15 protein-coding genes are annotated in these 12,642 nt (G+C 45.0%); 3 read left to right on the plus strand and 12 right to left on the minus strand.

The window, feature by feature from the left end:
• The first annotated feature begins 2 nt into the window (after nucleotides 1–2).
• Together AC27EZ_RS02225 and hemW are read left to right on the plus strand one after the other, a co-directional pair.
• Nucleotides 3–605 carry an XTP/dITP diphosphatase gene (locus AC27EZ_RS02225; protein ID WP_487133737.1) on the plus strand — a complete coding sequence of 201 codons (603 nt, stop codon included), beginning with the start codon at nucleotides 3–5 and terminating at the stop codon, nucleotides 603–605.
• Nucleotides 598–1,737 carry a radical SAM family heme chaperone HemW gene (gene hemW / locus AC27EZ_RS02230; RefSeq protein WP_487133738.1) on the plus strand — a complete coding sequence of 380 codons (1,140 nt, stop codon included), beginning with the start codon at nucleotides 598–600 and terminating at the stop codon, nucleotides 1,735–1,737. The genes AC27EZ_RS02225 and hemW overlap by 8 nt, the downstream gene beginning before the upstream one ends.
• A 26-nt stretch (nucleotides 1,738–1,763) precedes the next feature.
• Here the strand turns inward: hemW and AC27EZ_RS02235 are convergent, their stop codons facing one another.
• The 9 genes from AC27EZ_RS02235 to AC27EZ_RS02275 form a co-directional block, all read right to left on the minus strand.
• Nucleotides 1,764–2,579 carry a YggN family protein gene (locus AC27EZ_RS02235; protein WP_487133739.1) on the minus strand — a complete coding sequence of 272 codons (816 nt, stop codon included), beginning with the start codon at nucleotides 2,577–2,579 and terminating at the stop codon, nucleotides 1,764–1,766.
• A gap of 209 nt (nucleotides 2,580–2,788) precedes the next feature.
• Nucleotides 2,789–3,310: an Lcl C-terminal domain-containing protein gene (locus AC27EZ_RS02240; RefSeq protein ID WP_487133740.1), complete on the minus strand. Its 522-nt coding sequence runs from the start codon at nucleotides 3,308–3,310 to the stop codon at nucleotides 2,789–2,791.
• A 2-nt stretch (nucleotides 3,311–3,312) separates the two neighbouring features.
• Complete coding sequence (locus tag AC27EZ_RS02245; RefSeq protein ID WP_487133995.1) at nucleotides 3,313–5,016, minus strand: Lcl C-terminal domain-containing protein; 1,704 nt, start codon at nucleotides 5,014–5,016, stop codon at nucleotides 3,313–3,315.
• Nucleotides 5,017–5,205: 189 nt separating this feature from the next.
• Nucleotides 5,206–5,697 (minus strand): PAS domain-containing protein, encoded by a 492-nt coding sequence (locus AC27EZ_RS02250; RefSeq protein ID WP_487133741.1) that lies wholly within the window; start codon nucleotides 5,695–5,697, stop codon nucleotides 5,206–5,208.
• A complete protein-coding gene (locus AC27EZ_RS02255; protein ID WP_487133742.1) occupies nucleotides 5,697–6,692 on the minus strand; it encodes a response regulator in 996 nt (331 codons plus the stop codon). The genes AC27EZ_RS02250 and AC27EZ_RS02255 overlap by 1 nt, the downstream gene beginning before the upstream one ends.
• 197 nt (nucleotides 6,693–6,889) lie before the next feature.
• Nucleotides 6,890–7,594, minus strand: coding sequence for an LrgB family protein (locus tag AC27EZ_RS02260; RefSeq protein WP_487133743.1), 705 nt, complete (start codon nucleotides 7,592–7,594; stop codon nucleotides 6,890–6,892).
• Nucleotides 7,587–7,991 (minus strand): CidA/LrgA family protein, encoded by a 405-nt coding sequence (locus AC27EZ_RS02265; protein WP_487133744.1) that lies wholly within the window; start codon nucleotides 7,989–7,991, stop codon nucleotides 7,587–7,589. The genes AC27EZ_RS02260 and AC27EZ_RS02265 overlap by 8 nt, the downstream gene beginning before the upstream one ends.
• Nucleotides 7,992–8,113: 122 nt before the next feature.
• Nucleotides 8,114–8,905, minus strand: a complete 792-nt coding sequence (locus AC27EZ_RS02270) for a LytR/AlgR family response regulator transcription factor (protein WP_487133745.1) — start codon at nucleotides 8,903–8,905, stop codon at nucleotides 8,114–8,116.
• A gap of 92 nt (nucleotides 8,906–8,997) precedes the next feature.
• On the minus strand, nucleotides 8,998–9,324 hold the full coding sequence (locus tag AC27EZ_RS02275; RefSeq protein ID WP_487133746.1) for a DUF3718 domain-containing protein: 327 nt from the start codon (nucleotides 9,322–9,324) through the stop codon (nucleotides 8,998–9,000).
• A gap of 235 nt (nucleotides 9,325–9,559) precedes the next feature.
• Here AC27EZ_RS02275 and AC27EZ_RS02280 point away from each other — a divergent pair, with 235 nt between their 5' ends.
• Nucleotides 9,560–10,219, plus strand: a complete 660-nt coding sequence (locus tag AC27EZ_RS02280; RefSeq protein ID WP_487133747.1) for a hypothetical protein — start codon at nucleotides 9,560–9,562, stop codon at nucleotides 10,217–10,219.
• A 19-nt stretch (nucleotides 10,220–10,238) separates the two neighbouring features.
• On the opposite strand, the gene AC27EZ_RS02285 is transcribed toward AC27EZ_RS02280, so the two are convergent.
• The 3 genes from AC27EZ_RS02285 to AC27EZ_RS02295 form a co-directional block, all read right to left on the minus strand.
• Entirely contained in the window at nucleotides 10,239–10,568 is a 330-nt protein-coding gene (locus AC27EZ_RS02285) for a hypothetical protein (RefSeq protein ID WP_487133748.1), read from the minus strand.
• A 155-nt stretch (nucleotides 10,569–10,723) separates the two neighbouring features.
• Complete coding sequence (locus AC27EZ_RS02290) at nucleotides 10,724–11,806, minus strand: MbnH family di-heme enzyme (protein ID WP_487133749.1); 1,083 nt, start codon at nucleotides 11,804–11,806, stop codon at nucleotides 10,724–10,726.
• Nucleotides 11,807–11,808: 2 nt separating this feature from the next.
• Nucleotides 11,809–12,606, minus strand: coding sequence for an MbnP family copper-binding protein (locus tag AC27EZ_RS02295; RefSeq protein ID WP_487133750.1), 798 nt, complete (start codon nucleotides 12,604–12,606; stop codon nucleotides 11,809–11,811).
• Between the last annotated feature and the right edge of the window lie 36 nt (nucleotides 12,607–12,642).

Raw genomic sequence — 12,642 nt, forward strand, 5'->3', positions numbered from 1 at the left:
AAATGACGTTTCCTCAAAAAATCGTTCTTGCATCGGGTAACCAAGGCAAAGTTAAAGAGTTTACGTCACTCTTTGCTGATTATGGCGTCGATGTTGTCGCTCAAAAAGAACTTGGTGTCGAAGATGTTCCTGAAACTGGCACCACGTTTGTTGAGAATGCCATTATCAAAGCGCGTCATGCAGCGAAAGTCACCGGCCTGCCTGCGATTGCCGATGACTCAGGACTGGTCGTTGATGCATTAGGAGGCGCGCCCGGTATCTATTCTGCGCGCTACGCCGGTGAACACGCCACAGATAGCGATAACATTGATAAACTACTAACGTGTTTGCACGGACAAGAAAACCGCAAGGCACACTTCTTTTGCACACTGGTTTTTATGCGTCATGCAGATGACCCGGTTCCCTTAGTAAGCCAAGGTAAGTGGTTGGGCGAAATACTGTCCGAACGTCAAGGTGATGGAGGCTTTGGCTATGACCCCGTCTTTCATGTACCCAGTCATAAGCTGACCGCAGCAGAACTAGATAAAGCGGAAAAAAACCGTATTAGTCATCGCGGTAAAGCGCTGGCTGTTTTACTTGATGCGATGAGAAATACGTTTGCGTAATCCCCCGCTTAGCCTGTATGTACATATTCCTTGGTGCGTTCAAAAATGTCCGTACTGCGATTTTAATTCACACGGATTAAAGTCTTCGCTGCCAGAAAAAGAATATGTGGCACATTTGCTTGATGATCTCGCTTTGGATGCAAAGCGCGTTGGTAGTCGGCAGGTAGACACCATATTTATTGGTGGTGGTACACCTAGTTTGTTTTCAGCCGACGCCATCCATGCGTTAATAACGGGCATCAAAAAACGCGTTAACCTTTCTGCCCACGCTGAGATAACAATGGAAGCGAACCCAGGTACCGTTGAAAGCGGTAAATTTTCGGGTTTTTATAACGCTGGAATAAACCGGATGTCTGTGGGTATTCAGAGCTTTCAAACAAAGCACTTAGAAGTGCTTGGTCGAATTCATGACAGCAATCAAGCCCGCATGGCGGTGCAACAAGCTCACGCAGCAGGCTTGCCCACATTCAACCTAGACCTTATGCACGGTTTACCTGAGCAAACGGTAGAAAACGCGATGTCCGACCTTAACGAAGGTATCGCGCTCAACCCCTATCACCTTTCTTGGTATCAATTAACGATAGAACCCAATACGCCGTTTTACTCTCGCCCGCCAGACCTACCTGATGACGATATATTGTGGGACATTCAGCAAGATGGTCACCAAAAATTACGCGAAGCCGGTTACGAGCAGTATGAAATTTCTGCTTATGCGAGAGTGGGTCACCAATGTAATCACAATCTCAACTATTGGCGCTTTGGTGATTACTTGGGTATTGGGTGTGGTGCGCATGGCAAAATAACCAATTCTGAAGAAGGGACAATAACTCGCACGGTAAAAGTGAAGCACCCAAGAGGCTATATGGAAATAAGTCGCCCATATCTTGATAGCGAACAGGTCGTTGCCGCAGACGATTTACCTTTTGAGTTTTTCATGAATAGATTCAGATTGGTCGAGCCATGCCCAATAGACGACTTTGAAGCGCTTACCGGGCAACGTTTAACAAAAGAGGTTCTTGCCGCCTTAAACGACGCTCAGCATCAAGGGTTGTTAATCAACACCTCATCGTCATGGCAGGTCACTGACAAAGGCAGACGCTACCTCAATACTTTATTGTCTTGTTTCGTATAACCACGTTGGGCCCTGTGCGCCCGCTATTAATTGTCGTCGTTTGTAGGCGTTGAATCTGACGTAATAATGTTATAACGCTCAAAACTGGGAAGCGTTCTACGCAGGTTTTCCTCTGCAACATCTAGCCGCTTAAGTTTATCGCAGAACCATTGTGCCTTTTTGCGAAGAGTAATAGCTTTGTCACCCATGTCTCGTTCTAATTGCTCGCCTACCGCACCGAGCTGCCGGGTTATTTCAGCTACCTTGTCGCTGTTTACTTCGCCACTATTTGTATTTATGCCGCTTATCGCAGAGAGGATCCCCCCTACTGATGTTGAAATAGCTTCTTCTAATTGCGCTTCAATTTCGCTATCAACGAAGTCATCGACGCTCTCAAGCGATCCCGGGCCAATAAAGTAATGGTTACTGGCATGTCTAAACTTATCTTTTACACGGTTTTGTACCCGTTTCATGGCCGCGTTAAGACGTTCATAACTATCGTGGTCGCTGCCCACTAAACCCAGATAAACATGCTCGATGGTGTCAATAGCGATATCAACCCCTTCAGTGGCGAGCACAATCATCTTGGGAACCACAAAATGTAACCCTTCGGCGTATTCGCTTAGCCATGCACGTTGTTCAAGGTTGAGGGTTTGCCATCTCCCCCCAACGAACAGTTGAGATTGCTCATTAATTTGCACTACCGTTCGTGTTTTATCCATAACGCGAATTTGGTCGCTATTGACCGCTATTCCATAGGCAAAGTCGATATCACAGGTAAATTCAGCATAAGCCTCACCTGCCCGCAGGAAACATGTCAGGAATAGGGTAAACAGTAAGAAATGATTAACGGTATTTTTCATAACTAACATTGTGGCTAGCTTAGAGACAAATAAAAAGACATCATGAGGCTAACGGACGAATAATCAGGGTGAACTATCAGCCGTTCATTGGATGTCTTAATTTTTCATCAACATTAGTAATAAAGAATACGTGGATAATAGAATTACCAAACGCTAGATATAAAAATCTAGCGTTTGGTTTACTTGGAAACACACCCAACACATGTCGTCTAATCGGTGTTTGTTCTCACGAGCCTCACATAAACAAAGCGGTTCTTTTCTTTGATTGAGTGGCTAGAGTTAAAAAATGCAACCACCCAAGCGCGATCAGGATCGCTCATTGAAGGGGTTGAAGTCCAGAAGTCATCCGCGGGGGTAGCGGGAAAAAGCGAACTATTCACTGCAGGGCGAACACAATCTCTTTCAACGATGGAGGCTAATTCTTTAACGTTGGGGAGTCGCCAGCCTAACAGTTCGTCATCATTCGCTTCATGAGCGACTTGTAATGCTTCTTGCCAGGTAAATTTGGTTGGCTCGCCTGCGCATGTTGAACCATTCCATGTCTGCCCTTCAGCACATCGCCGCCAAATGAGATCGGTGGGCGAGTGCAACAGTGTACTTGTGGTTACTGTTTCAAAATCATCGTTAGGCGTTGTTTCTAGTCCATCAGACAAGCAGGTCTGCGCCGCTGTACTTCCGGCAAAAAAATACGCTGACGCAATGAAAAACCATCTCTTAAAAGCAACCTTCATCATCATCTCCCAGCCCTTACTAATCTTACATAACCCGCCGTTGATTTATTAAGGAAATTATCAACGCCCGATTCAAAGTCTAACGCCCATGCATTTTGAGCGTCATCGCTATTCACCCCATCAGCACTTGGCACTGAGGTCCAATACCAAATAGGCGTCGATGATACTGTGCCGGTATTCGGGAAATAATCCTCGTCAATAGCCACACCTGATGTTACGCCAAGATGCATAATAGAGAAAAGCTCTTGATGTGTTGGCATTCTCCAGTCGAAGAAACCGCATAGCCCCTGCCCATTAATAGCCTCAACATAGGCTTGCGTGTTGCAGTTGGTCAGTGAACACGACGTTGTTGTGCCATTGACGTTGCCTTCAAATCCACCATTAACCTCATCGCTATACCATGAGTAGGTTGAATCTTTATCTTGTAAACCACCATCATCGCGTTTTACTTCCCAAATAAGGCCGGTTACGTTATCTCTGACGCAAGAGAATGTTGACGTAGACGCATCTTGCTCGTCCCCATTTTCATTAAGTCGAGTGAAATCGAACCCCGCCTTGCCTCGCCCTGCTTTTTCAACATACCCATTTTGTTCAATTACATCAGCGCCACGCTGACCATCCTGTCCAGGCCATAGGTTTTGCTGTACGCCCTCAGCTACCACTGCCGTGTTAGTTGCTTGCCTAAGCACGCCAGTATCGTTAATTAATGGCGTGGGTAAGGGTTTTACCGAGACCCGAATTGAGTCTTCAACAATATTGCCGTTCGCATCTCGTACGCTTAGTGTGTAGGTAACCGTGGTTTCTTGTGTGACTGAGGGGGCGATGGCAAACGTAGATAACGCATCGTTATCGTCTACTTGCATGACCGTCTCGAGAATAAGCGGGTCGGTATTTGCGGCCACGCCACCGCTTTGTTCCCACAAGTAGGTTAAAGGTAGTGCGCTTGGAATACTTGTATCTGCACTGCCTTCCAATACGATAACCTCACCACCGAATACGGCTTGAGAAAAGCCTGCGTCAGCGGTAGGAAGCGTTTCAGATTGAGACTGCACCACTAACGTAACCGACTCGGCATCTGATGCGCCTTCTGCATCGGTAACAACCAGTTCAAAAGACAAAGACTCAGTTGTATTGATCAACGGCGTTGTCACGGTTAAGGTGGACATAGTCGTGGTTGCCCCACTTATGACATTGGTACCTGCGGTTTGCGTCCAGGTATATGTTGCTATCTCGCTAGCGGTATTAGCAGCATCTGCGTCAGAACTTGCACTGCCATCCAATGTTATTTCTACGCCGCCAGGAAACGTGTTTGCGTCAAGCCCACTCCATGAAGGCACAGAAATACTCGCAACCGGCGCAATATTAACAGGTGAGACCGTAATAACTCGTTCGTCGCTTGCGGTGTTACCCGCGGTATCATTTACCGATAAGGTTAAGGTATACGCAGTATTTTGTGTTACCGCAGGCGCTACAAAACTTGCTGACGCAGTAGAAGTATCACCGTGAGTAATAGACAACGCGGGTGAAGACGACCATGAGTACGTGTATTCGCCGTTTCCTCCGCTGACCTCGGCATTTAACGTTAATGAGGCACCTTCAGTTACGGTCGCATCGGGCCCAGCGTTAATCACGAGCGTTGTGTTAGTGCCGCTACCACCGTCGCTACTTCCACCGCCTCCACCACATGCGGACACCATTACAATCATTGGCGCCAGAAGCAAATACTGGATGGCTTTATGGATGTTCAAAAAAGAAGGAATAAAAAGACGACGAGCAACGGACATAATCTCTCCGGCATGGCTAGATAAAAATAATGATAAGGTAAAAAACTAGGGCAATATCAGCGTATGAAATATGGCTAGCACGAAGAGTAGCCTTAAGAAGCGTACTTGCGCTTAGCGCATTCGCTGTCGGCGCTCTTGTGCTTCAGACTCTTCAACTTGCAATGCTTCTAACTGCTTTTTGCCTACAGCAACATCTGTCATGTCGTAAATCATCATGCTGATATAATCAACCGTCCCTGTTGCCGACGTTAGCGGTGACAGGGTGATGTTTTGGTACATGTATAACTCACTTCCTGTAATCGGCCGATAATTAGGAAACTTGAGTAGATAGGGGCGTTGCTCCCATGTCATAAACGCGCGGGTTTTAAGGTCAAACACCGGCTTTGCTTTCTTTTCAAACCAATCTTGTTTAATTGCTGGAAACAAAGAAAACAAAGATTTATCACGCACATCGCTAGGCAGAAGGCCACTGTGACTTTCCATGAAGCCATTCCAGACTTTTACTTTAAACTGTCTGTCGACCACAACGATACCAACGTCGACGGTTTGAAGCATATCCATCATCCAATGAAATTCGAGTAAATCGTCAAGCTGCTGACTCATTAGAAATCCTCCAATAAGTGGGCAAGCTTCGAATTCATCATTTTCATCGACTCTTCTGTAAACAACAAGATAAGGTCGCACTGAACGTTATAGCCTTCTAGGCCATAACTTAACTCGATGGCGAGCGTGCGTTTCCATTTAATTTTGTTCATGCTGATTATTTCGGTAATTGCCCTGTGTTGACCCAGAACAATAGGATGACCCTGGCTAAAATTGACATCCATTTGATGAGCTAAGCCAGTCAAGCACGTCCCTATGAGGATGCTAGCCGCATCCATCAGTAATTCTAGCTGCAGCTGGTCATCAACCTCACCCTCTACATTCAATATTTTCGCGACATCTTCAAAACTACTATCGCTTAAAATGCACAGTGCCTCACCACTAATACTGGGACCCAAAAAGCCTTGGCACACCGCAGTCACCCGCTCATGTGTTTCTATATCTGAAAGCATCATATGCACTTCAGACACTTCAATCAGGTTTACATTGGGGATAGGGAGGCGAACAAACACGTTCATGATCCTGGCTAAGTGATCTCCAGCCTGCCCCATCGCAATATTGGTAATTTCTTGGTAGCAATCCCTAATATCGGGGTCTAAAGGCGGGAGTTCTGATACTTCCTCTACTTCAGCATGCAGAACATCATGCTTATCTAGCACATCAGCAAGGGCTGTCGGGTCGACAGGTTTTCGAATAAAGTCTAGCGCACCTAACGCAGTAACGCGCTCATGAGCTTCGGGCTGAATATCACCCGATATAACAATAGTTTTGGTCCCAAGCCCTTGGGTTTTAATCGCTTCCAGCGTACCGTAACCGTCAAGTACTGGCATGTTCAGATCCAGTAACAATAAGTCACCTTTTCCTTCTGCCAACGCCGCTAACGCCTCTTGCCCATTTTTGGCAAAGTGAACAGACACTTCCCAATCTTGAGGCAGGCATTTAGCTACTTGTTTACGCGCTACTAAGGAATCGTCACAGACGAGTACAGAAAACATTGAGCGATTCTACCACCTAGCTTGTTGATACCATATGGAACACATTGAATACATTTCAGTATATCGGCAACAAAACCGCAAACTAAAATGATTAAAACGATATATGCGAATATTGTCTCGAATTTACTCTTTAAGGAATAGCACTTTTGGAGGAATTTGCCATTAAACGAACGAAAATACCTAATAATGGAGATTATTTAAGCAAGGATAATTAGCGGCAATATTATAGCGGTAGCAATACCATTGATACATAAAGCAATAGTGGCCATTGCCGCGACGTCTTCACCCATATGAACAGCCTTTGCTGTTCCAATCGCATGCGCAACAGTTCCTAAAGCGATACCTTGGGCTTCTCGACTGGTGACGTTAAACAGCGCAAATATAGTACTCGACAACACCGCGCCTACCACGCCAGATAAAATTACAAATACCGCCGCAAGTGCGGGTATACCACCAATTTGAGCACTGGTCTCCATGGCTAGCGGCGTCGTGATGGACTTCGCTAACATGGTCAATTGCATGGCGTGGGGCGCATCGCTCATCCATAATAGTGTCCATGCCATGACAGGAGTAATGACACCACCAACCGTAATACTGACCGCTAATCGCCAACCGTAATGCATCAACTGCTGCCATTGACGATAAATAGGCAGCGCAAGTGCAACCGTGGCAGGCCCCAACAACCAATGCAGTAACGACGCGGAGGTTTGATACACCACGATAGGAGTATTACTTAAAAAAGCTAGAATGCCGACCACGGAAGCTGTGAAGATAAGGGGGTGCGTAAGCGAGTGACCTCCTGCATAGCGGTGAATAAACAGCCCTCCAAGATAAGACAATACCGTAATGGTTAGCCAAAGTATGCCGCTGAGCGTAGCGCTTGAAAGCAATGCGTCAATCATTGCCTTGCTCTCCTTGACCGTTACTTTTTACCGAACGTAAGTTCTGGTTACGCAAGATTTTACTGGCAGCCCATGCGGTGATGCCCAGACAAAGTGCGGTGATACCTACAACGGCCAACGTTAACGAGAAAAGATGTTCTTGAATGTCCGACCAATAAAGGCTTACACCCAGTACTGCCGGCACAAAAAATAACGTCATGTGTTTTAGTAGTGGCGCTGATGACAATGCAACAGCATGTTCAATGCGAGGCGATATAAATAACAAAACAAGCAACAGCAAAAGACCTATTAAGGGGGCAGGAAGCGGTAAAGACGTACTGTGCTTTATTAAAACACCTAGATAATAACACCCTAGTATGGCAAGGGTACCCACAACAATTTTTACGGCCTGATTCACTCCAATGTCCTTTAGTCCCTGCATTGCGTTACACAAAACACTATACGTGTTTCTTAGCAAAAATGCAGTGTAGCGCTTCATATTGCACACAGCCTACTCGACCTTGGTCGTATAACCCAATATTACTCTAACGCAGGCCGAGTATTGACAGTGGAAGGTGCAAGCCAATGTAAATTCAAGTATTTCTGACTAACGCGAAATGTTACCCCATCGGACATCACTGCATGCACACGGTTACCCCGGATTTCTGTGCATTTGAGAAATCGCGTATTTACAACAGTCGAACGACTACAGCGCACAAAATCAGCACTTTTAAGCTTAGCAACAAGGTCGCACAAGGTCGTTCTTGCAACAATATTTTGCGACACAGTTTGAATGCACATGTAATCACCTGCCGCCTCTATCCACTTAATTTCATTAAGATTTAAACAGAACCAGCCGTCATCAGATTTAATGCTCATCATACTGTCTTGAGTGTGTTGCAAATAGCGCTGCTTAAGCATTGAAAGTACTGCCGATTTCGCGACACCATACTGCTTACATAAGCCCTGTAACATACTTTGATATTGCTGCTGACGCTTTTCTAACGATATTTTCGCTGTGAGCAAAGTATCCAGCTTCTCTATTTGCTGAGGAGAAAATGGATAGCACAGAAACCCAGCAGCGTTTTGTTCATATGCCTTAAGCGCATCACTGTTATTGTCACCAATCGCAACCCAGATTACAGAGACATCTACTGGCATAACTGTTGTCGCCAAGCAAAACACGACGCTTTCACGCCATTGTTCTTGGTTTTTGCCTGGTTGATGGTGGTGCGCGACTAGTTCAACCTTGTCATAAGTGCTGGACTGACAAAGCAGCTCATAAAGTGCCAAAGACTGAGATGCACAAGGAAGACAAATTAATGCATTCATAATCGTTGCCTCATCAGGAGGTTATTTGTCACTGTGTATCAGCCGCCGTGTAGGCGGCCTTTACACAAGCGAGTACACATTGTACTAGCGCCCTATCGTTTTGCGGTTAGTATGGCGCTACGACCATTTAGGTTCCGCGCGATAACACTGTTTGTTTGTGCAGCATTGTGAGTGAGTGAAAAAGTCAACATATCTTGACCGTTGCATACCAGCCCCGCATTTAACTCTGAAAAGCGAAGCCCCGTATTTTTTACTGCTCGATTTAATGCTAATCGGCTGTCATTTTTAATGGCTGTACATACGGCAACTAAATCGTTTTCCATATGAAGCGGGTAGTCTTTAGCATTTGCTGTGGCAGCAGTAATAGTAAGTGAGGCGCCAACGAGTAATGCGAATGTAGCTTTGCGTGAGATAGACATAATTATTTCCTTTATTCGTTTAAGTGGTGCGGTGACTACCTCTTTCTGCCTCCGCCTCTATAAACTAGTGAAATATTGTTAAAATCACGTTATAAAAACGGTAAATCACCGCTGTACACGCTGTTGCGATAAGGTAACAATAAAGGCAGATAAATAGTCGCCGCGAGCCGTCACTCACCGTGATGCGAACACACTTTGATACAAACATAAAAACAAACGATGCAAGGATGTGACGATGTTGGAAGAAGAACACTACGATGCAATAAGCCATCAGATTAAGCCTGGTGACATTATCGCCTTCTCAGGCAATAGCTTATTTTCTCGCTGGGCTAAATTTACGTCAGGCTCTGTGGTAACGCATGTTGCTATTGTCATGCGAACAAACGTTTATGATGCCACTACCGGTTCCTATTTTAATCAAGTTATTGAAGCAACCTCGTATAACGGTGAAAGGGGCGTCATGCTTAATAAACTATGCGATCGCGTTATCACGTATTGTGGTGATATGTGGTGGCTGCCGTTAGGCGATGAAGCAAGAAAAGATTTTGAACAAAATAAAGAATCGTTTTTCACGTTCATGTTTGCCCAAGATGGCGAAGCCTACGATATAAGGCAATTGTTTGGTTCGGTTATCGATACCTTTGATGACCATCCGGTTTTTGGCCCGCTGACCTACAATCAGGAAGATTTTACCCGTTGGTTTTGTTCCGAGTTAGTCGCAGAAGGATTAAAACAAGCAGGGGTGATTAACGGCGTTAATGCATCAGAAGTGACGCCCGTAGATATTTGTCGTTTTGCAATATTTGGTGAGAAGTACGTTCAGGTAAAAGGAGAAAGCAAACGCATTGTTGATTTCAACTGCCTACCGCCAAACAATTGGGGCCAGATTGCCTGACCCCATCATGGGATAAAGGCTAAAAAATGCTATCTTGGTGAATTTTGATAAACATACTCGTACCGATTTTAGAGTAATCGATTTTATATTCTTTACCATTTAATGTTTGTACAAAGACAAGGGTTTTCTCGTCTCCAAACACATCACTCAACGTTATGTCGACCAACTCCATATCCATCATTTTAGCTTCGCGTTTATTATCAGGAATTTTACCTTCATAAGGTTTTATTCCTTTATAAGTAACGATTACTGGTGGGTGCTCATCACCATTGATAAGAAGTAAATCTAACTTTCGGATTTTGTGAATTATGGTATTACGACCGCTAGTAATGAAAGGCTTCTCTGTCATTTTTGTCTCCGCGCCAGCTCGCTTGCTTTGTAGTTATTATTAATTAAATCCAACAGCTTAAAGTGTACCACGATATAAGCGAGGGCATATATAAGCATTTGGTTGAAGTGTATGTCTAAAGTATAAACATATTTAACAGGATTCGGTATTTTTCGTTACAAGATAGTCGAATTTTTATGTTTTTCTACAAATTCCGTGTCGGTGAGGCTTTCCAGAAATGCAACCAGAGCATTCCGTTCTTCAACAGTCAACACAAAACCTTTTATAAAAGGGCTTCTGTGACGGTTTTTTATTTCGCGGTGATTGCCACCTCTCGCATAAAAGTCTACTACCTCTTCTAACGACGTAATGCTACCGTCATGCATGTAAGGCGCCGTTAGTTCAATATTACGAAGTGTCGGCGCACGAAACTTCCCCATGTGTTCGGGGTTATGTGACACACTCATCAACCCAGTGTCGATTAAGGGGTACCCGCCTTCACCGTCTTCATTGTATAACCCGGTATTGTGAAATGGTCTTAACACCAAGGGTTGCGCAGCATGAATAGTAGACTGCGTTAAGTTTATCCCTCCGTGACAGTGAAAACACTCGGTGCGCTCAGAGAAAAATAGGTTTAAACCTTTTACTTGTTGTGTGGTGAGTGCCGTGTCATCGCCTCCGTAGGCATACTTATCAAACGCGCTATTAAACGACGTAAGGCTTCTTACGTAGCTGGCGAGCGCTTTTACAATGTGGTTCATAGACGGCTTTTCATTCCCGTAGGCCGCATTGAACATTTGTTGATAATTAGGCGTTGTTAACCTTTTAAGAATAAGCGCTTCATTACCGGTAACGCCCATCTCCACCGGGTGCTCGTTGAAAAGCGGGATCATGATTTGCTCTTCAATAGTGGCTAAGCCGTTATGTGCCCAGGTAAATGTGGCATTATAGGCCACATTTACCAGTGCTAGCGCATTTCGGTTAAGGCGGTCACCATTTGCACCAACAGAAACCTTACTAGCCTCGGCAAATGCTAATGCAGGGTCATGACAGCTTGAACATGCCGTAGTATGGTTGCCACTTAATGCAGTATCAAAGAACAGCGCCTTTCCTAACTCGACACTTTCGATGGTCATAGGGTTGTCGTTTGGTACTACTGGCGGCGGCACGCTATGTGGCAAATTCCACGAATAAGGTGTAGGCGGTTTTCCACAAGCACACAGTAGACACGCTAGCGTTACGTAAACCAATCGTTTCACGGCTAATCCCATGTTAACCATGGGCGTACTAACAGATTCTTTAATAGCTGACGACAAGGTTGAGCCTCTGGGCTCTCGAACATACAACCTTTGCTATCGTTCAAATTAACCTGAGCGGTAACGGTAGGTACAGACAGTGCTAGCCCTAAATCATAATCCAGTTGACTCATTGGCAATATTACCTCTACCCGGTTAGTAAATGCGCATGCCTGGTCTGGCGACCGCACTGCAGCGTCAGATTCACATCCAATACTGCCTAGATGATAAGACCACGACTTTTCTGCATCTGCGGTATTGCTAAGATCTAGCCGTAGAAATTTATGCCCATTTTGCCAACTCCAGAACATCGAACTGTCATTGAGAGGAGACGCTTGCGTAAGCGGGTTAGCATGGTTTTCGTCGAAAGGAAGTCCTACCGTAAATCGCAAATTAGTTGATAGTTTCAGAAGCTTTTCTGATACATCAAGCACGATGCTATCGTTCCCTTCTTCTGGATTTCGGCACAATGTATGAAACTTTAATAATGCTGAGGTTGGTGTTTGCCACTTAGTTTGCTTAAATTTAACCGAATGCCATTTCCCATCAACGCGAATAGCAGGATTACTAATATACATACCAAAATAATCAACCCGCCATTTGCTTTCACCAATCTTCATTTGCATTGGGCATGCTGCGGTTTCGACACCCGTTAACGAAAAAGGAATTTCACCAGGTTCCCTTTCCCCGAAACCTAGTTCAGCACAGCCCAATAAAGTGAACAGTAACGCAGGAATTACAGTGAAGCGTGCAACGTTTTTCATTATTAAATTTACTTCCTTTGATTTTCTGGTACTTTT

The organism is Alteromonas sp. 4NH20-0056 (assembly GCF_057539655.1).